Annotated in this window: 10 protein-coding genes, 3 rRNA genes and 2 pseudogenes; 12 read left to right on the plus strand and 3 right to left on the minus strand. The window is 65.7% G+C overall.

Annotation, left to right across the window (positions count from 1 at the left end):
• The first annotated feature begins 131 nt into the window (after nucleotides 1-131).
• The 3 genes and pseudogenes from QE410_RS06365 to QE410_RS06375 all read left to right on the plus strand — a co-directional run bounded on the left by QE410_RS06365 (nucleotide 132) and on the right by QE410_RS06375 (nucleotide 2,598).
• A pseudogene (locus QE410_RS06365) lies at nucleotides 132-1,550 on the plus strand (MFS transporter).
• Complete coding sequence (locus tag QE410_RS06370) at nucleotides 1,547-1,861, plus strand: hypothetical protein (RefSeq protein ID WP_307329445.1); 315 nt, start codon at nucleotides 1,547-1,549, stop codon at nucleotides 1,859-1,861. Before QE410_RS06365 ends, QE410_RS06370 begins: the two are co-directional and overlap by 4 nt.
• A complete protein-coding gene (locus QE410_RS06375; protein ID WP_307329448.1) occupies nucleotides 1,861-2,598 on the plus strand; it encodes a fumarylacetoacetate hydrolase family protein in 738 nt (245 codons plus the stop codon). Before QE410_RS06370 ends, QE410_RS06375 begins: the two co-directional genes overlap by 1 nt.
• Before the next feature lie 354 nt (nucleotides 2,599-2,952).
• Here the strand turns inward: QE410_RS06375 and QE410_RS06380 are convergent, their stop codons facing one another.
• Entirely contained in the window at nucleotides 2,953-3,078 is a 126-nt protein-coding gene (locus tag QE410_RS06380) for a hypothetical protein (protein WP_261742869.1), read from the minus strand.
• Between the two features lie 292 nt (nucleotides 3,079-3,370).
• Between QE410_RS06380 and QE410_RS06385 the strand changes: the two genes are divergently transcribed.
• Together QE410_RS06385 and pth are read left to right on the plus strand one after the other, a co-directional pair.
• Nucleotides 3,371-4,006 (plus strand): 50S ribosomal protein L25/general stress protein Ctc, encoded by a 636-nt coding sequence (locus tag QE410_RS06385; RefSeq protein ID WP_307329453.1) that lies wholly within the window; start codon nucleotides 3,371-3,373, stop codon nucleotides 4,004-4,006.
• A 129-nt stretch (nucleotides 4,007-4,135) separates the two neighbouring features.
• A complete protein-coding gene (pth, locus tag QE410_RS06390) occupies nucleotides 4,136-4,720 on the plus strand; it encodes an aminoacyl-tRNA hydrolase (protein WP_307329455.1) in 585 nt (194 codons plus the stop codon).
• A gap of 188 nt (nucleotides 4,721-4,908) precedes the next feature.
• Here pth and QE410_RS06395 read toward each other — a convergent pair whose 3' ends face one another.
• Nucleotides 4,909-5,406, minus strand: a complete 498-nt coding sequence (locus QE410_RS06395; RefSeq protein ID WP_307329457.1) for a hypothetical protein — start codon at nucleotides 5,404-5,406, stop codon at nucleotides 4,909-4,911.
• A gap of 143 nt (nucleotides 5,407-5,549) precedes the next feature.
• Complete coding sequence (locus tag QE410_RS06400; protein WP_307329460.1) at nucleotides 5,550-6,035, minus strand: hypothetical protein; 486 nt, start codon at nucleotides 6,033-6,035, stop codon at nucleotides 5,550-5,552.
• A 72-nt stretch (nucleotides 6,036-6,107) separates the two neighbouring features.
• On the opposite strand from QE410_RS06400, the gene mfd reads away from it, so the two are divergent.
• The 7 genes and pseudogenes from mfd (at nucleotide 6,108) to QE410_RS06435 (ending at nucleotide 19,884) form a co-directional block, all read left to right on the plus strand.
• On the plus strand, nucleotides 6,108-9,695 hold the full coding sequence (gene mfd, locus QE410_RS06405) for a transcription-repair coupling factor (RefSeq protein WP_307329462.1): 3,588 nt from the start codon (nucleotides 6,108-6,110) through the stop codon (nucleotides 9,693-9,695).
• Between the two features lie 593 nt (nucleotides 9,696-10,288).
• A 16S ribosomal RNA gene (locus QE410_RS06410) occupies nucleotides 10,289-11,810 on the plus strand.
• Between the two features lie 423 nt (nucleotides 11,811-12,233).
• Nucleotides 12,234-15,346: ribosomal RNA gene (locus QE410_RS06415) — 23S ribosomal RNA — on the plus strand.
• A gap of 104 nt (nucleotides 15,347-15,450) precedes the next feature.
• Nucleotides 15,451-15,567, plus strand: a 5S ribosomal RNA gene (gene rrf / locus QE410_RS06420).
• The 16S, 23S and 5S rRNA genes sit together here, the layout of an rRNA operon.
• Before the next feature lie 144 nt (nucleotides 15,568-15,711).
• Nucleotides 15,712-16,917, plus strand: coding sequence for an MFS transporter (locus QE410_RS06425; RefSeq protein WP_307329465.1), 1,206 nt, complete (start codon nucleotides 15,712-15,714; stop codon nucleotides 16,915-16,917).
• A gap of 119 nt (nucleotides 16,918-17,036) precedes the next feature.
• Nucleotides 17,037-19,299: pseudogene (gene treS / locus QE410_RS06430) on the plus strand (maltose alpha-D-glucosyltransferase).
• Between the two features lie 33 nt (nucleotides 19,300-19,332).
• Complete coding sequence (locus QE410_RS06435) at nucleotides 19,333-19,884, plus strand: GIY-YIG nuclease family protein (protein ID WP_307329468.1); 552 nt, start codon at nucleotides 19,333-19,335, stop codon at nucleotides 19,882-19,884.
• Nucleotides 19,885-19,906: the final 22 nt, after the last annotated feature.

Below are 19,906 nucleotides of genomic sequence, written 5' to 3' on the forward strand. Positions count from 1 at the left end.
CCCCAGTCGGCCGACACCGCCCCAATACGCCGTCACCGCCGACCGCCTCCCGACTTCTGTTCAACATATTGAACTCTGTACACAGGGTTGGTACAGTCGCCTCGTCGCAAGACCCCAGCCGATCGAAGGAGATGGCCGTGACCACAGCATCCACACCGACGCCGCAGCCGACGGATGACCCCGAATACGCCGCGAACCTGCGGCGCGCGACGCTCGCCTCGAGCATCGGCAGCGCGTTGGAGTACTTCGACTTCGCGCTCTACGGTCTCTCCACGGCGCTGATCTTCAACGTCCTGTTCTTCTCGCAGGACGACCCGGCCCTCGCCACCGTCGCCGCCTTCGCGACCTACGGCGTCGGCTTCCTCGCCCGACCCTTTGGTGGACTGTTCTTCGGCGTCCTGGGTGACAAGCTCGGCCGCAAGTGGGTGCTCGTCATCACGATCCTGCTGATGGGCGGTGCCTCCACGGCCATCGGTCTGCTGCCCACGTACGAGGCGGTCGGCATCCTGGCCCCCATCCTGCTCGTGATCATGCGCCTGCTGCAGGGTTTCGGCGCCGGCGCCGAGCAGGCGGGTGCCACCGTGCTCATGGCCGAGTACGCGCCGGTCAAGCGCCGTGGGTTCTTCTCGGCGCTGCCGTTCATCGGCATCCAGGCGGGAACGCTGCTCGCCGCCGTCGTGTTCAGCCTGATCTCGCTGCTGCCGGAAGGACCAGCTGCTCAGCTGGGGCTGGCGCGTGCCGTTCCTGGCGTCGTTCGTGCTCATCCTGCTCGCGCTGTTCATCCGCATGCGTCTGCGGGAGACGCCCACGTTCATCGAGCTCGAGAAGAGCGAGCAGATCGCTGAGCGTCCCATCCGCGACATCTTCACCCGCGGCCTGCCCGGAGTCATCGTCGGCATCGGCCTGCGCATGGCCGAGAACGGCGGCTCGTACATGTTCAACACCCTCGCGTTGACCTTCTTCGTCGCCAGTGTCGGCGGTCAGGCCGACCGCAGCCTGCTCACCTGGGGTGTCACGCTGGGCTCGCTCATCGGCATCTTCTCGGTGCCGCTGACGGGGGCCCTCTCCGACCGCATGGGTCGCCGCACCGTCTACCGTGCGGGCGCGCTGTTCATGCTGCTGTTCACCTTCCCGGCGTGGTGGCTGATGTCGCTGGGCAACTACCCGATCACCATCGCCGTCATCGCGATCGGCATCGGTGTCGCGGTCACAACTCCATGCTCGGACCCCAGTGCGCCATGCTCCCCGAGCTGTTCGGCAACCGCCACCGCTACCTCGGCGTCGCGATGGCGCGTGAGATCTCCGCCGTTCTCGCCGGTGGTCTCGCCGGCGTGCTGGGCGCGTACATCATCGCCGTCAGCGATGCGAACTGGCTGCTGCTGGCCATCTACATGGCGACGCTCGCGCTGATCACCACCGCCTCCACCTTCCTGGTGCCCGAGACCCTGCGCCGCGACCTCACCCGCACCGATGACGCGATCAAGGTGTCGCGTGAAGAGGCCGGCGAGGGCGTGGATGCCACCACCGTCACCGTCCGGACCATCCGATGACCGGCGGGTTCCCCCTCACCGGCACCCCCGCACTCGCCTCGGGGTCCCGCCTCGGGGTGCGCCGCACCCTCGCCGGGGGACGCGCCGGGGTCGGTGCCCCGGTGGTCCTGCACGGGCCGGATGCCGCCACCGTCGGACGCCCCGCCGACGGCGGCACGTCGGCACCTCGCACGCAGACGCGCACCCCGGCGGGTCGAGGGGAGTGCGCCGGCGTCCCGGTGGGGGCGCCGGCGTCGCTTCCCCGTTCGACCCGCGATCCCGTGCACGGTCGGCCGATCGTCGTCGACCTCGGTACGACGGCGGTGCTCTGATGCGTATCGCTCGCGTGGTCACCACGCACGGTGTCCAGACCGTCCGCGTCGCCGAAGACGGACGTTACGTGCCGATCGACGACCCGTACGCCGCATTCGCGGCGGGTGCGGAACCTCGGGATGCCGCTGGCCCCGTCGAGGGAGAGCTCACCGCCCCGTGCGCGCCGACGGTGGTCGTCGGCATCGCGCAGAACGGTCCCGGTCACGCGTCGCCCGTGCAGGCGTGGCTGAAGAGCCCTCGAACGGTCGTCGGTCCCGCGACGGCCGTGCGTCTGCGTCGTGACGCCGGTCAGACCGTGGCCGAGGCCGAAGTCGCCGTCGTCATCGGGCGTGGTACGACGGGACTCACGGCCGGCAACGCGCACGAGTACGTGCTCGGCATCACGGCCGTGAATGATCTGTCGAGCCCCGACCGTGCCGCCGCCGACCCGCGCAATTTCGAGTCGAAGTCGGGGGTGGGGTACACCCCGCTGGGGCCCTGGATCGACACGACGCTCTCCCTCGACGACGATCTGCCGATGACGCTGCGAACTGCCGGCGAGACCCGAGCCGAGACGTCCGCCGGCCGACTGCCCATGACGCCGCGCGAGTGTCTCGCCTACGTCGCGGGGTGGTCGACCCTCGGCGCCGGCGACGTCGTCATGATGGGCGCCCCGCACTCGCAGGCCACTGTCCGTCCCGGTGAGCTGATCGAGGTCGTCATCGGAGACCTGCACCTGGCCACCCCCACCTCCTGAGCGACCTCGATCGGCGGCGGCCCGCCGCCATCGGCGACCTCGACCTCGACGACGGCGGTGCGCCCCCACCGGATGCCGCTGAGGGGCCGTCCGGGTCGCTTACGGCGGGGTCTGCGGCTGCGAGCCGCGCTCCCCACGGCGCGGCACAGCCGGTGCGAGGGGGTGGCCGCCGTCGTTCACGCGCCCGCCTGCGCGTCGATCGACGTCGGCGGGATCATCACGCTCATCGCACCGACCCCGGCTGCCACGGCCGCTTTCGCAATCGCCGCCGACGCGTCCGGGTCGGCAGGCGTGGGCGCGCTCCGCGAGAGCCGGAAGGGGTGTCGAGCGCCGCCTCGTCGGGAGGCTGCGGCGTCAATGCTTCTTGTAGCCGGCGTTGCGGCCCATCGAGAACAGGGCGCCGACGGTGCCGACGAGGCCGATCGTGGCGATGCCGCCGATGACCCAGAGCACGACGTGTGAGAAGAAGCCGCTGTCCATGATTGTCCTCCGGGTCGGTGTGGCACATCGATCCTACCGGCGCGCGAGGGGGCTTTCCGCCCGCGCTCGGGGGAGCCGTTCGTCACGCGGGCGTGTCGCTGGTAGACTTCCCGGGAACTTCGGCGAGGGATTGCCGCGCACCTGTCGGTGCACGTGGCATCCGTGATCGACGCGGTGATGCAGGCTCCCCGGCTTTCCTCACGCGCTCGCGTTCGAGTCGAATCCAGACCACACAGGCGCGGGCCACGTCCCGCGCACGAGCTGCGGGCCGCGTGCTCGCGAGGAGAACATCATGTCGGAAGACAACAAGGTCGTCGCGGAGCTCCGCGAGAACTTCGGCAAGGGCTTCGCCCGTCGCCTCCGCGCCGCGGGCAAGATCCCGGCCGTCATCTACGGTCACGGCACCGAGCCCCAGCACGTCGCGCTGCCCGGCCACCAGGTCGCGCTGCTCATCCGTCGCGCCAACGCGCTGCTCGACCTCGACATCGCGGGCAAGAGCCAGCTGGTGCTCGTCAAGGACGTGCAGAAGGACCCCGTGCGTCAGATCATCGAGCACATCGACCTCATCGTCGTGAAGAAGGGCGAGAAGGTCCAGGTCGACGTGCCCGTGATCGTCGTGGGCGAGCCCTTCTCCGGCACCATCGCCAACCTCGACAACGCCACCGTGTCGCTCGAGGTCGAGGCCACCCACATCCCCCAGAACATCGAGGTCGACGTCGAGGGCGCCGAGGACGGCACGCAGATCACCGCTGCCGACCTGAAGCTGCCGCAGGGCGCCACCCTCGTCACCGAGCCCGAGACCCTCATCGTGGGCGTCTCGGTTCCGCTCGACACGATCGCCGCCGACGCCGAGATCGCCGAGGCCGACGCCGAGGTCGCCGAAGAGCAGGCCGAAGACGCCGAGGCCAACGAGGGCGACGACAAGTAATCCCGGGCGGGCTTCGCTCGCCGACCACGAGGGGGCGCGTTCTCGCGCCCCCTCGTTCTCATTCCCCGGGTCGTCACGGCCCGCTCACCCCGCGCGGACCCGGTTCGCCCTTCCGGAAGGATGGATGCCATGGCAGACACCTGGCTCATCGTCGGTCTCGGCAACCCCGGCCCGCGCTACGAGGCGACGCGGCACAACATCGGTCAGATGGTCATGGACGAGCTCGCCGCCCGCCGGCGCGAATCCTTCCGCGCCCACAAGGCCAACGCGCGCGTCGTCGAGACGTGGCTGCGGCCGGGGGCGGCGAAGCTCGTGCTCGCCAAGCTCAACTGCTTCATGAACGTCTCGGGCGGGCCCGTCGCATCCCTCGCCCGCTTCTACGGCGTCGAGGCCGACCGCGTCGTCGTCGTGCACGACGAGCTCGACATCCCCTACGACACGATCAAGCTGAAGATCGGCGGCGGCCACGGCGGACACAACGGCGTCCGCGACATCGCCAAAGCGCTGAGCACGGCCGATTTCCCCCGCGTCCGCGTGGGCATCGGTCGTCCCGTCGGTCGTCAGGACCCCGCCGACTGGGTGCTCGATCCGTTCGGCTCGGCCGAGCGTCAGACGCTCCCGATCCTGATCTCGGATGCCGCGGATGCCGTGGAGCTGCTCGTCGACGAGGGCGTGATCGCCGCTCAGCAGCGCTTCCACGCCCCGCGTTCCTGAGGGTCGCGGTCCCTGGCGGGGTCTGCGAGCCCGTCGATGCTCGCGTCTCGATCCGATCCGCCGGCCCCGGCCATGCGGAGGTCGACATGCCGGGCGGGGGTCCGTCACCCACCGCCCACCTTCGACCCTGTCATCTCACGACGAGACCCCGGCCTCGAAAGGCCGGGGTCTCGTCGTGAGACTGACTGTCACATCGTCGAACCGACTCCGGCGGCCGCCCCGACGCCCAGGGCGGTGATGACGACGATTCCACCGAGTACGGCGATGACGATCGCGGCGATGCCCCACCCGCGCCCGCGGTTCTTGATCGCGGCGACGATGCCCTGGATGAATCCCCAGAGGCCCAGGATGCCGTACACGGCGAATGCGGCGACCGAGAGTCCGGCGACCGCGATCGCGGTCTGCTCGGCCCCCGGGGGAAGCGTGTTCGGATCGAGCTGGCCGGTCGAAGTGTCGGCGTACTGGGCGATCTCCGCCGTCTGCAGACCCGCGACGAAGGCGAGGATCGCACCGATCACCACGCCGAGCAGGGCTGCGACGAAGGCGATGATGCCGAGCTTCTTCGACACCGGTGCGCGGTGCCCCGGTGCAAAGGGGGGTGCGTTGTATCCGGCGGCTGCGGCGTGCGCATCGTTGCGCGTCGGGGGCGGGTCGTACGGCTCCGGCGGCGGCGGGGTGGTGCTCACGAGATGCTCCTCTGGTCGTCACGGGCAGAAGCTGCCCGGATCGGCGTGTAGTGGGTGCGGTGCGCCCGTTGCCGCGAGTGTAAAGACGTTCCGGGTGCGACCTCGCGGGGCTGGACGCGCCCCCTACCGGCGGGGTAACGCACTCACACCGGGGTGACGCCGCTCGTCGTGACGGCAAGGCCGGCCATCAGGCCGACGGCGGTGAGGCCCCCGAAGACGAAGGGGCCGAGCGCGGAGACGACGATCGCGGCGATACCGGCGCCGCGCCCCGAGCCGAGAGCCGTCGCGACGATTCCGAGAACGAGCGCCGCGATGCCGATGACGCTGCCGGCCCAGAAGGCGACTTCGCCGACGAGCACGACGTCTCGCACGGGCGACAGCACACGCCAGTCGAAGGGGCCGGCGGAAAGCGTTTCGAGACCGGGCGCCGCGCCCCGGGCGGTGCGGAAGGCCGCGAAGCCCCCGACGGCGGATGCCAGGACGGTGGCCACGATCGACAACAGCAGCGCCGCGGTCCCGAGCGGGCGCCGGCGGCGGCGGGAAGGCGGGGGAGTCAGCAGCGTCCCGACGGGCGGCGCGACGTGCGGCGCAGCGAAGACCGGGCCGTCCGGCGTGCGGGGGGAGGTCATGCGGTCACTCTACGAGACGCGGGCGCCGCCGCAGCCGGCCCGATGTCGGAGGCCCCGCGTAAACTCATCCGAGTGACAGTTCCCGGGATCGTGCGCGCCCTCGAGCAGGCTGAGTCGTACCGTGGGGCCGCTTCCGCGGCATCCGCCGACCTTTCTCTCTCCCTCGTCGATGGCCTCGACGCCCCCGTCATCGGCGGGCTCGTCGAGCGGCGGCGCGCCGCGGGCCAGCCCGGCGCCGTGCTGGTGATCGCCCCGACGGGACGCCGCGCCGAGTCCTTGGGGCCGGCCCTGGATGCCGTGCTCCCCGGTGCTCATGTGCTGCATTTCCCCGCGTGGGAGACCTTGCCGCACGAGCGCCTCAGCCCCAGCCCCGAGACGGTCGGTCGGCGCCTCGACGTGTTGCGCCGGATCGCCGCCTGGGACGGGGAGACGCCGCTCATCGTGACCGCGTCGGTGCGCAGCGCGCTGCAACCCCTCGCCCCCGGCCTCGGCGACGTCAAACCCGTCGAGCTCGTCGTCGGCGGTCGCGGGCACGAGCTCGAGACGGTGACGACGCGCCTGGTCGAGCTGGCGTATCACCGCGTCGACATGGTGTCGCGCCGAGGCGAGTTCGCCGTGCGCGGCGGCATCCTCGATGTCTTCCCGCCGGTGGCCGACCACCCGTATCGCGTGGAGTTCTTCGGCGACGAGGTCGACCAGATCCGCGCCTTCTCCGTCGCCGATCAGCGCTCGCTCCCGGGCGAGGTCACCACGGTCACCCTCGTGCCCAGCCGCGAGTTGCTGCTCACCGCCGAGGTGCGGGCGCGCGCCGCCGAGCTGCGCGACGGCTACCCGGGCCTGCGCCAGCTGCTCGAGAAGATGGCCGAGGGCATCCCGGCAGAGGGCATGGAGTCGCTCATCCCGGTACTCATCGACGACCTCATCACGCTCGTCGACTATCTGCCTGGCGGCAGCGCCGTGGCCCTCGTCGACCCGGAGCGCTCGCTCGCGCGCGCGACGACCCTCGGCGACACCAACCGCGAGTTCCTCGAGGCCGCATGGTCGGCGGCCACCGCGGGTGCCGACACCCCGGTCGACCTGGACTCCGGCGACTTCGTCACGCTCGACGACCTGCACGAGCGGGCCGGCGGCCGCGGCGGCGTGTGGTGGCAGTTCAGTGCCTTCGACTCGGGCGCGGCGGATGCCGAAGACGAGGGTCTCGTCGTCGGTGACGACTCCGCCCACCGCATCAAGGCCGACGCCGTGCCGTCGTTCCAGGGCAACGTCGACGGTGCCACGGCGCACGTAGGTCAGCTCCTCAGCGACGGGTGGTCCGTGGTCGTCACGGCATCCGGCCCCGGCATGGTGGATCGCGCCCGCGACGTTCTCGCCGAGCGGGGGATCGCCGCGCGCCGCGTCGACGACGTGCGCACCGTTCCCGAGCCGGGGGTGGCGCACGTCGTGTGCGCACCGCTCGAGCGCGGCTTCGAGCTGACCGAGGCGAAGTTCGCCGTCATCACCGAGACCGAGTTCTACGGGCGGTCGGTGAGCGGCGACAACCGGGGCGTCAAGAAGCTCGCGTCGCGTCGGCGCAACGTCGTCGACCCGCTGCAGCTCAAGCCGGGCGATGTCGTCGTGCACGCCACCCACGGCATCGGCAAGTTCATCGAGCTGACGCAGCGCGAGGTCTCCAGCGGCGGGCGCAACGCGGTGAAGACGACGAAGGAGTACCTCGTCCTCGAGTACGCGCCGTCCAAGCGCGGGTACCCGGGCGACAAGCTGTTCGTGCCCACCGATCAGCTCGACCTGCTCTCCAAGTACGTCGGCGGCGAAGCGCCGACGCTGTCGAAGATGGGCGGCAGCGACTGGGCCGCGGCCAAGGGGCGCGCGCGCAAGGCTGTCCGCGACATCGCGGTCGAGCTGGTGAAGCTGTACTCGGCACGCATGGCATCCAAGGGCTACGCTTTCGGGCCCGACACCCCGTGGCAGCGTGAGCTCGAAGAGGCCTTCCCGTTCGCCGAGACGCAGGATCAGCTGCAGACGATCGACGAGATCAAGGCCGACATGGAGAAGCCGATCCCGATGGACCGCCTGCTCTCGGGCGACGTGGGCTTCGGCAAGACCGAGGTCGCGGTCCGCGCGGCGTTCAAGGCCATCCAGGACGGCAAGCAGGTCGCGATGCTCGTACCGACGACGCTGTTGGTCAAGCAGCACCTCGAGACCTTCGCCGAGCGTTTCGCGGGTTTCCCGGTGACCGTGCGTCCGCTCTCGCGCTTCCAGAGCGACAAGGAAGCGAAGGCGACGCTCGCGGGCCTGACCGACGGCACCGTCGACATGGTCATCGGCACGCACCGCATCCTGACCGAGAAGGTCATCTTCAAGGATCTCGGGCTGATGATCATCGACGAGGAGCAGCGGTTCGGCGTCGAGCACAAAGACGCGCTGAAGAAGCTCAAGACCAACGTCGACATCCTCGCGATGAGCGCGACGCCCATCCCGCGCACGCTCGAAATGGCCGTCACCGGTATCCGCGAGATGTCGACGCTCGCGACGCCGCCCGAGGATCGGCATCCGATCCTCAGCTACGTCGGTCCCCGCAACGACAAGCAGATCGCCGCCGCCATCCGCCGCGAGCTGCTGCGCGAGGGACAGGTGTTCTACGTACACAACCGCGTGTCGTCGATCCAGCGGGTCGCCGCGCACCTCGCCGAACTCGTGCCCGAGGCGCGCATCGTCGTCGCCCACGGGCAGATGGGGGAGCACGCGCTCGAGCAGGTCGTCGACGACTTCTGGGAGCGCCGCGCCGACGTGCTCGTGTCGACGACGATCATCGAGACCGGTCTCGACATCTCCAACGCGAACACGATCATCATCGACCGCGCCGACAAGTACGGCCTGTCGCAGCTGCACCAGCTCCGCGGGCGCGTCGGCCGCGGGCGCGACCGCGCGTACGCGTACTTCCTGTACGACGAGATGAAGCCGCTGTCCGAGACCGCGGCAGACCGCCTCGAGACCATCGCCGTCAACAACGACCTCGGCTCCGGCATGCAGGTCGCGCTGAAAGACCTCGAGCTGCGCGGGGCGGGAAACCTCCTCGGCGCCGAGCAGGCCGGTCACATCGCGGGCGTCGGGTTCGACCTGTACCTGCGCATGATCGGCGAGGCCGTGTCGACGTTCCGCGGAGAGGACGTCGACGGTCCCACCGAGCTGCGCCTCGAGCTGCCGGTCGACGCGCGCCTGCCCGAGTTCTACATCGACAGCGAGCGGCTGCGCCTCGAGGCGTACCAGAAGCTGTCGGCCGCGGCATCCGCCACGGCCAAGGACGACGCGATCGACCTCGTCGTCGAAGAGCTGCGCGACCGCTACGGCGAGCCGCCGGCCGAGGTCGAGGGGCTCATCGCGGTCGCGCGCCTGCGCCGGCGCGCCGCGCAGGCCGGTCTCGCCGACGTCGTCGCAATGGGCTCCAACCTGCGCATCGCCCCCGCGAACCTGGCGGAGTCCATGCGCGTGCGCCTCCAGCGCCTGTATCCGAAGGCGAAGCTGGTGGCGGGAGGGGATGCCATGGTGGTGCCGCTCCCGCAGGACGCCGACGATGCCAACCTCATCGCCTGGGTGCGCCAGCTGCTCGATGCGCTGTGGCCGCTCGCCGTCGAGAAGACGGTGGAGACGGCGAAGGCCTGAGCGATGCCGCGGGCGATGACGCCTGACGAGAGCCCGATCGACTGACCGTCGATCGGGCTCTCGTCGTTCAGCCGCATGTTTCCGGGACTTCACGCGTGCGACACGCCCGGGATGCGGTGCGGATTCGACCGATCGTGGGATCGCACGTAAGTTATTACTTGTTCGCCCCACAGGGGAGAGCGGAGCGGCCGGAAGGCCCCGCGTCCTCTCAAGTGGTGAGCCGCCCCGAGACCTGCGCTGGATGGTGTAGAGTTTCGGTTCTAGTCATTCGACCGGTTTTCACGACGTTGATCTTTTGATAGGTCCCACGGTGAGAGCCAGAGGGTCGAGTGGTCTCGTATTGAAGTGAACTGCCTCATGGGTTGGTCGAGATGACTGTTTCTGTGGGTGCGTCCGTTCCTTGAGAACTCAACAGCGTGCACTTGTCAAATGCCAATTTATTCCTCGTTGGTCTTCGGACTGCGAGAAATTCCTTTGGATCAAAGACCAGCCCTTTTGGGGGTTGGCGATGGATAGTCAGTAATGATTTATCTCTTTGGTCAGTTTCAAACTCGCGGCGGCATCGTTTTCCCGGTGTTGTTTGCATTTTTTCTTTTACGGAGAGTTTGATCCTGGCTCAGGATGAACGCTGGCGGCGTGCTTAACACATGCAAGTCGAACGGTGAAGCCAAGCTTGCTTGGTGGATCAGTGGCGAACGGGTGAGTAACACGTGAGCAACCTGCCCTGGACTCTGGGATAAGCGCTGGAAACGGTGTCTAATACTGGATATGAGGCGTGATCGCATGGTCATGTTTGGAAAGATTTTTCGGTCTGGGATGGGCTCGCGGCCTATCAGCTTGTTGGTGAGGTAATGGCTCACCAAGGCGTCGACGGGTAGCCGGCCTGAGAGGGTGACCGGCCACACTGGGACTGAGACACGGCCCAGACTCCTACGGGAGGCAGCAGTGGGGAATATTGCACAATGGGCGGAAGCCTGATGCAGCAACGCCGCGTGAGGGATGACGGCCTTCGGGTTGTAAACCTCTTTTAGCAGGGAAGAAGCGTGAGTGACGGTACCTGCAGAAAAAGCGCCGGCTAACTACGTGCCAGCAGCCGCGGTAATACGTAGGGCGCAAGCGTTATCCGGAATTATTGGGCGTAAAGAGCTCGTAGGCGGTTTGTCGCGTCTGCTGTGAAATCCCGAGGCTCAACCTCGGGCCTGCAGTGGGTACGGGCAGACTAGAGTGCGGTAGGGGAGATTGGAATTCCTGGTGTAGCGGTGGAATGCGCAGATATCAGGAGGAACACCGATGGCGAAGGCAGATCTCTGGGCCGTAACTGACGCTGAGGAGCGAAAGGGTGGGGAGCAAACAGGCTTAGATACCCTGGTAGTCCACCCCGTAAACGTTGGGAACTAGTTGTGGGGACCATTCCACGGTTTCCGTGACGCAGCTAACGCATTAAGTTCCCCGCCTGGGGAGTACGGCCGCAAGGCTAAAACTCAAAGGAATTGACGGGGACCCGCACAAGCGGCGGAGCATGCGGATTAATTCGATGCAACGCGAAGAACCTTACCAAGGCTTGACATACACCAGAACACCGTAGAAATACGGGACTCTTTGGACACTGGTGAACAGGTGGTGCATGGTTGTCGTCAGCTCGTGTCGTGAGATGTTGGGTTAAGTCCCGCAACGAGCGCAACCCTCGTTCTATGTTGCCAGCACGTAATGGTGGGAACTCATGGGATACTGCCGGGGTCAACTCGGAGGAAGGTGGGGATGACGTCAAATCATCATGCCCCTTATGTCTTGGGCTTCACGCATGCTACAATGGCCGGTACAAAGGGCTGCAATACCGTGAGGTGGAGCGAATCCCAAAAAGCCGGTCCCAGTTCGGATTGAGGTCTGCAACTCGACCTCATGAAGTCGGAGTCGCTAGTAATCGCAGATCAGCAACGCTGCGGTGAATACGTTCCCGGGTCTTGTACACACCGCCCGTCAAGTCATGAAAGTCGGTAACACCTGAAGCCGGTGGCCTAACCCTTGTGGAGGGAGCCGTCGAAGGTGGGATCGGTAATTAGGACTAAGTCGTAACAAGGTAGCCGTACCGGAAGGTGCGGCTGGATCACCTCCTTTCTAAGGAGCATCTGGCGTCACAGTCTGTGGGTTGTGGTGTCCAGGCGCCAGGTCGGGACCGAATGTGTCTCGCTGGTTAGCTCATGGGTGGAACATTTGACGAGGCCTCATTGGTGGGGGTTTCTGCTGAGTACATCACTTCGGTGGTCGGAAAGGTGGGGGCTCTCGGTGGTGGGGCATGCACGCTGTTGGGTCCTGAGGGGCCGGGCGCTGATCGCGCTAGTCGGAAGGCTGGTGGTGGTTGGTGTGTGTTCCTCTGGGCCTCTTTTGTGCCTGCCGGTTGGTGGGTGTGGAGGGGGTTCCGCCCGTACTTTGAGAACTACACAGTGGACGCGAGCATCTTCCATGCAACTCTTCGGGGTTGTGTGGTGAAGATGATCTTAAAGATCATTAGTCAATTTTTTGACGATTCAACTCATGTGATTTCAAGTCTTTAAGAGCAAACGGTGGATGCCTTGGCATCTGGAGCCGAAGAAGGACGTAGCAATCTGCGATAAGCCTCGGGGAACTGATAAGCGAGTTTTGATCCGAGGGTGTCCGAATGGGGAAACCCCGCCAGGGCGCGTGCGTACCTGGTGACTCCCGCCTGAATATATAGGGCGGGTAGAGGGAACGTGGGGAAGTGAAACATCTCAGTACCCACAGGAAGAGAAAGCAACAGCGATTCCGTGAGTAGTGGCGAGCGAAACCGGATCAGGCTAAACCTTATGCGTGTGATACCCGGCAGGGGTTGCGTGTGGGGGGTTGTGGGACTTTTCGGATTGTTCTGCCGAGCAGTCGACGTGACAAGAGGGTATAGACGAACGGTTTTGAATGGCCGGTCATAGAGGGTGCGAACCCCGTAGTCGAAATGCTTGTTCTTGGCGTGAAGAGTATCCCAAGTAGCACGGGGCCCGAGAAATCCCGTGTGAATCTGTCAGGACCACCTGATAAGCCTAAATACTCCCAGATGACCGATAGCGGACAAGTACCGTGAGGGAAAGGTGAAAAGTACCCCGGGAGGGGAGTGAAATAGTACCTGAAACCGTTTGCTTACAAACCGTTGGAGCCTCCTTAGTAGGGGTGACAGCGTGCCTTTTGAAGAATGAGCCTGCGAGTTAGCGATACGTGGCGAGGTTAACCCGTGTGGGGTAGCCGTAGCGAAAGCGAGTCTGAATAGGGCAATTCAGTCGCGTGTCCTAGACCCGAAGCGAAGTGATCTATCCATGGCCAGGTTGAAGCGACGGTAAGACGTCGTGGAGGACCGAACCCACTTAGGTTGAAAACTGAGGGGATGAGCTGTGGATAGGGGTGAAAGGCCAATCAAACTTCGTGATAGCTGGTTCTCTCCGAAATGCATTTAGGTGCAGCGTTGCGTGTTTCTTGCCGGAGGTAGAGCTACTGGATGGCCGATGGGCCCTACAAGGTTACTGACGTCAGCCAAACTCCGAATGCCGGTAAGTGAGAGCGCAGCAGTGAGACTGTGGGGGATAAGCTTCATAGTCGAGAGGGAAACAACCCAGACCACCAACTAAGGTCCCTAAGCGCGTGCTAAGTGGGAAAGGATGTGGAGTTGCTTTGACAACCAGGAGGTTGGCTTAGAAGCAGCCACCCTTGAAAGAGTGCGTAATAGCTCACTGGTCAAGTGATTCCGCGCCGACAATGTAACGGGGCTCAAGCACGCCACCGAAGTTGTGGCATTGACATTTTTGGTAGGCCTTCGTGGTCCAGCCGTGTTGATGGGTAGGAGAGCGTCGTGTGGCGAGTGAAGCGGCGGGGTGACCCAGCCGTGGACGCTACACGAGTGAGAATGCAGGCATGAGTAGCGAAAGACGTGTGAGAAACACGTCCTCCGAAAGACCAAGGGTTCCAGGGTCAAGCTAATCTTCCCTGGGTAAGTCGGGACCTAAGGCGAGGCCGACAGGCGTAGTCGATGGACAACGGGTTGATATTCCCGTACCGGCGAAGAACCGCCCCAGTCAATCCAGTGGTGCTAAGAGTCCTAGCTCGGAATGTTCCGGATCCCTTCGGGGTGATGGTCGTCCGTGTGAACGCTCGACCCCATGCTGGTGCGGCTAGCGTATTAACAGGTGTGACGCAGGAAGGTAGCCCAAGCCAGGCGATGGTTGTCCTGGTGCAAGTGCGTAGGCCGACTCTTAGGCAAATCCGGGAGTCATGCAGGCTGAGACACGATGCGGATAAAAAGTGGGTGATCCTATGCTGCCGAGAAAAGCATCGACGCGAGGTTCAAGCCGCCCGTACCCCAAACCGACTCAGGTGGTCAGGTAGAGAATACCAAGGAGATCGAGAGAATCGTGGTTAAGGAACTCGGCAAAATGCCCCCGTAACTTCGGGAGAAGGGGGGCCATCCACTTATTAGGACTTGCTCCGAAAGGGTGTGGTGGCCGCAGAGACTAGTGGGTAGCGACTGTTTACTAAAAACACAGGTCCGTGCCAAGTCGCAAGACGATGTATACGGACTGACGCCTGCCCGGTGCTGGAAGGTTAAGAGGACCGGTTAGCCGCAAGGCGAAGCTGAGAATTTAAGCCCCAGTAAACGGCGGTGGTAACTATAACCATCCTAAGGTAGCGAAATTCCTTGTCGGGTAAGTTCCGACCTGCACGAATGGCGTAACGACTTCCCAACTGTCTCAACCGCGAACTCGGCGAAATTGCATTACGAGTAAAGATGCTCGTTACGCGCAGCAGGACGGAAAGACCCCGTGACCTTTACTACAGCTTGGTATTGGTGTTCGGTGTGGCTTGTGTAGGATAGGTGGGAGACGGTGAAGCATTCACGCCAGTGAGTGTGGAGTCATTGTTGAAATACCACTCTGGTCACTCTGGATATCTAACTTAGGACCGTGATCCGGTTCAGGGACAGTGCCTGGTGGGTAGTTTAACTGGGGCGGTTGCCTCCCAAAATGTAACGGAGGCGCCCAAAGGTTCCCTCAACCTGGTTGGCAATCAGGTGGCGAGTGTAAGTGCACAAGGGAGCTTGACTGTGAGACTGACAGGTCGAGCAGGGACGAAAGTCGGGACTAGTGATCCGGCAGTGGCTTGTGGAAGCGCTGTCGCTCAACGGATAAAAGGTACCTCGGGGATAACAGGCTGATCTTGCCCAAGAGTCCATATCGACGGCATGGTTTGGCACCTCGATGTCGGCTCGTCGCATCCTGGGGCTGGAGTAGGTCCCAAGGGTTGGGCTGTTCGCCCATTAAAGCGGTACGCGAGCTGGGTTTAGAACGTCGTGAGACAGTTCGGTCCCTATCCGCTGCGCGCGTAGGAAGTTTGAGAGGATCTGACCCTAGTACGAGAGGACCGGGTTGGACGAACCTCTGGTGTGTCAGTTGTTCCGCCAGGAGCACCGCTGATTAGCTACGTTCGGGATGGATAACCGCTGAAAGCATCTAAGCGGGAAGCCGGCCTCAAGATGAGACTTCCATGCCCCTTGTGGGTGAGAGGCTCCCAGCCAGACTACTGGGTTGATAGGCCGGATGTGGAAGCGTAGTAATACGTGAAGCTGACCGGTACTAATAAGCCGATGACTTGATAACACACCTGTTTTTGGTGCTTGCGTCCACTGAGTGGTTCTCGATGTACGGTCGAGAACAACAACAATGAAACAATCGTTGTTGGTTTACGAACACATCAATAGTGTTTCGGCGGCCATAGCGAGAGGGAAACGCCCGGTCACATTCCGAACCCGGAAGCTAAGCCTCTCAGCGCCGATGGTACTGCAGGGGGGACCCTGTGGGAGAGTAGGACACCGCCGGACTTCCTTTAACGAAATGGCCACCCAACGCTGGGTGGCCATTTCGCATTTACGGACACAATCGCCGGGCAGCGGATACCCGGCACAACCCCGCGCGCGAGGGCGGGTGGGCCCTCCGCCCCACCCGCCGCGAAGTACTGTCGAACGGTGAGCGACTTCTCTGGACACCTCCCGGGGAGCCGCGCATACCGGCGACTGCTGATCGGACTCTTCTTCGGCGGTGTCGCGACTTTCGCGCAGCTGTACGCGACCCAGGCCGTGCTGCCGGTCATCGCCGCAGACGTCGGAGCCTCTCCGTCGGGCGCGGCGCTGACGGTGTCGGCATCCACTCTGGGGCTTGCCGTCGCCGTCATCCCCTGGTCGATCGTCGCCGACCGGGTCGGCCGGGTGCCGGCCATGGCCATCGGCCTGATCGCCGCAACCCTTCTCGGCGGCATCACTCCGTTCGCGCATGATCTCGGCATCCTGCTCGCCCTTCGTCTGCTCGAGGGCGCGGCGCTCGGGGCGGTACCTGCCGTCGCGCTCGCGTATCTGAGCGAAGAGGTCGACGCGCGCCACGTCGCCGCGGCGGCGGGGTCGTACATCGCGGGCACCACGGTGGGCGGGCTGACCGGCCGCGTCGTCTCGGGGTGGGTCGCGGAGCTGGCCGGATGGCGGTGGGGCGTGGCATCCGTCGTCCTGCTGTGCGTGGTGGCGGCGGTGCTGTTCCTGGCGCTCGTGCCGGCCGCCCGGGGTTTCATGCCGGGCAGATTCCGGTCGACGCCGGGGCCATCGGTGCGGCGTCGGCTGTGGCTGAACCTGCGGTCACCGGTTCAGCTCGCCCTCTACGCACAGGGCTTCCTGCTGATGGGGGCGTTCGTCGCGGTCTACAACTACCTCGGCTTCCATCTGAGCGAGCCGCCCTTCTCGCTCCCGCCCGTGGTGATCACGCTGCTGTTCCTGGCCTACCTGGCGGGAACGGTGTCGTCCCCGCGCGCGGGAGCGCTGGCGGTTCGGCACGGTCGGCTCCCCGTCCTGCTGGCGTGCGCTGTGGTGATGACGGGTGGTGTCGCTCTGATGTTCGTCCCGGCCACGGCGGCGGCGGTCGTGGGACTGGTCGCCTTCACGGCGGGATTCTTCGGCGCGCACGCCGTGGCATCCGGATGGACGCCGGTCGCGGCGGACCCGCGGGCTCGCGCCCAGGCGTCGTCGCTGTACTACTTGGGCTACTACGCCGGTTCGAGCGTCTTCGGGTGGGCGCTGGGCCTGGTCTTCGGCTCGGCGGGGTGGGGATGGTTCCTCGGGGCGGTGCTCGCGATGTGCGTCGTGGCGATGGGGCTCGCCTTCGCCGCCCTGCGGCCCGTCTCACCCTGAGCGGAACAGTCCCGGTTTTCGTCGTTCAGGTCAATGCCTCCGTGCGTTGTCGGTGCGACCGACTAGCGTCGATGAAGACGTGAGGGAGGTCGGGAGTGGACGATGCCGGCGAGCGCAGCATGACGGACGATGAGAGGGCGGAGTCGGTCGCGGTCGATGCCGAAGAGGTGGTCGAGACGGTGACCGAGATCAGTTACGACGAGCAGCGCTATCCGGCACGCCCGCGGCGATTGCGCCCGCGCGACCAGTTCCGCGGCGGTACGCTGCGTCGTTTTCTCACCGACCCGCGCAATGCCAACGGTCTGAACCCGTCGTACGTCGAGTGGCTCGTCCGGCAGTCGATGCTCAAGGACGCCGACGTCTTGAGCCGACAGTTGTCGGGGCAGCCGTCGATGTGGCGGAACCCGTACGCGCGTCCCGACGCCCGGCGGGCGATCGAATCCACCGACGTGTGGTTCACCGCATACCCCATCTCGCTCATCACCCGGCCGGGGGAGTCCTTCCTCGACGCCCTCGGTGACGAGGCGCTGTGGGAGGCCTTCGAGTGGGTCGGCATCAACGGCATCCACACCGGTCCGGTCAAGCGGGCGGGCGGGATCACGGGATGGCAGGAGACTCCGAGCGTCGACGGGCACTTCGACCGCATCAGCACCCAGATCGACCCCGAGTTCGGCGACGAGAACGCTTTCCGGCGCATGGCGGACATGGCGGAGGCGCACGGTGGCAGCGTGATCGACGACATCGTGCCCGGTCACACGGGCAAGGGGGCGGACTTCCGCCTCGCGGAGATGGCCTTCAAGGATTACCCCGGCATCTACCACATGGTCGAGATCCCCCGCGAGGACTGGGAGTTGCTGCCCGACGTGCCCGCCGGACGAGACTCGGTCAACCTCGATGCCGAGACCGAGCGCGAGCTCAGCGCACGCGGGTACATCATCGGCGAGTTGCAGCGCGTGATCTTCTACACGCCCGGGGTGAAAGAGACCAACTGGAGCGTGACGGCGCCCGTCGTCGGTGTCGACGGTCTCGAGCGCCGGTGGGTCTACCTGCACTACTTCAAGGAGGGTCAGCCGTCGATCAACTGGCTCGACCCGACCTTCGCGGGCATGCGTCTCGTCATCGGCGACGCACTGCACTCCCTCGGCGATCTGGGGACGAGTGCACTCCGCCTGGACGCGAACGGCTTCCTCGGGGTGGAGAAGAGCGCGGAGGGGCTGCCGGCGTGGTCGGAGGGGCACCCGCTCTCGCACGCCGCGAACCACATCATCGCGGGCATGGTGAGAAAGGTCGGCGGCTTCACCTTCCAGGAGCTCAACCTGACGATGGAGGACATCCGCGACACCGGTGCGGTCGGGGCCGATCTGTCGTACGACTTCGTCACGCGTCCGGGCTATCATCACGCTCTCGCCACGGCGAACACGGAGTTCCTGCGGCTCGCGCTGAACACCGCGCTCGAGACCGGGGTCGAGCCCGTGCAACTCGTGCACGGCATGCAGAACCACGACGAGCTGACCTACGAGCTCGTGCACTGGGCGACGACGCACCGCGACACGGTCTATCCTTTCCGTCACGCCGAGCACACGGGAGGGGAGATCGCCGAGATGGTGCGCGCGGACCTGACCGAGAAGCTCACCGTCGAGGCCGATTACAACCTCGTCTTCACGCAGAACGGGATCGCCTGCACGACGGCATCCCTCATCGCCGCCACCCAGGGGAAGGCGACGCTCGGCGACATCACCGACGCCGACGTCCCCGCCATCCGCGACGCGCACCTGCTGCTGGCGAAGTGACAACTCGTGGCAGCCCGGGGTGTTCGCCTTGTCGGGGTGGGATCTCACCGGCTCGCTGACGCTTCCCGCCGACGAGGTGCGCCACCTCATCTCGTCGGGTGACACGCGTTGGATCGAGCGAGGCGCCCACGACCTGCTCGACGTCGCTCCCGAGGCGGCGTCATCGGTCTCGGGGATGCCGCGGGCGCGGTCGCTCTACGGATCTCTCGGTGATCAGCAGGCGGACCCGGAATCGTTCCTGTCGGGGCTGCGGGACGTGCTCCGCATCCGCGGCGAGCACGGTATCGCCATCGCCTCGCAGGTCGACATCCCGCAGGTGGGTCACCCCAGCATGCTCGTTCTGGTGCACCGACTCGACGGCGGCGATCGTCGTGCGGACGATGCGCCGCTGCAGATCACGGTGCTGAATTTCTCGGGCGAGACCATCGAGGGCACGGTGCGCTCGGAGTATCTCGTGCCGCAGAGCACCGCGGTGGATGCCGCAACGCGCGAGGTCGTCGGTCGTGTCGACGAGCTGCAGAGCTTCTCGCTCGAACTCGGCCCGTACGCGGGACTGTTCCTTCTGCTGGAGGCCCCCGAGAGCGACGACTGAGCCGATGTCGGGGGCCGGGCGTAGCGTGAACGCATGCCCGCCCCCGTCTGTCTCGTCGACGCGTGCACCGGAGCGGTGATGCCCTCCGCGCCCGTGGCGCTGTGCGCGTGGCACGCTGCGGTGAGCGCGGACTGGGTCACCGCGCACGACGGGGTGACCGACGTCCTCCCGGCACCCTGCCGACTGTGCGGATCGCGGCTGGGGGTGCGATGGCCGAGCGGGTGGCTCTGCGCGGTCTGCGAGTGGCGGATCGGCGACCCGGTCGACGACGAACTGCCCCCGCCCCGCGTCGATGTCGTCTACTACCTCCGGTACGGCGACCGGATCAAGATCGGCACGACGGCGCAGCCCCGCCGGCGACTCGCCGCCATCTGGCACGATGAGCTGCTCGCCTTCGAACGCGGCGACCGCATGGTCGAGAGGCGACGGCATGCGCTCTTCGCCGAAGAACGGTTCGAGCGCACGGAATGGTTCCGGCGATCGCCGGCCCTCGACGCGCACGTGGCTTCCCTGGCTGCCGGAGTCGATGATCCGTGGGCGCTGTTCGCCCGATGGACGAGTGAGGCGATCGCGAGGCGGGGCTGAGGAACACTCCCTCCCACAGGCG

Origin of the sequence: Microbacterium sp. SORGH_AS_1204 (genome assembly GCF_030818935.1) — a bacterium.
Taxonomy (GTDB): domain Bacteria; phylum Actinomycetota; class Actinomycetes; order Actinomycetales; family Microbacteriaceae; genus Microbacterium.

What these genes read in the sequence shown, in the direction of transcription:
- QE410_RS06370 (WP_307329445.1), top strand. Translation starts at nt 1,547, where the DNA reads ATGACCGGCGGGTTCCCCCTCACCGGCACCCCCGCACTCGCCTCGGGG.
- QE410_RS06375 (WP_307329448.1), top strand. Translation starts at nt 1,861, where the DNA reads ATGCGTATCGCTCGCGTGGTCACCACGCACGGTGTCCAGACCGTCCGC.
- QE410_RS06380 (WP_261742869.1), bottom strand. Translation starts at nt 3,078, where the DNA reads ATGGACAGCGGCTTCTTCTCACACGTCGTGCTCTGGGTCATCGGCGGC.
- QE410_RS06385 (WP_307329453.1), top strand. Translation starts at nt 3,371, where the DNA reads ATGTCGGAAGACAACAAGGTCGTCGCGGAGCTCCGCGAGAACTTCGGC.
- pth (WP_307329455.1), top strand. Translation starts at nt 4,136, where the DNA reads ATGGCAGACACCTGGCTCATCGTCGGTCTCGGCAACCCCGGCCCGCGC.
- QE410_RS06400 (WP_307329460.1), bottom strand. Translation starts at nt 6,035, where the DNA reads ATGACCTCCCCCCGCACGCCGGACGGCCCGGTCTTCGCTGCGCCGCAC.
- QE410_RS06435 (WP_307329468.1), top strand. Translation starts at nt 19,333, where the DNA reads ATGCCCGCCCCCGTCTGTCTCGTCGACGCGTGCACCGGAGCGGTGATG.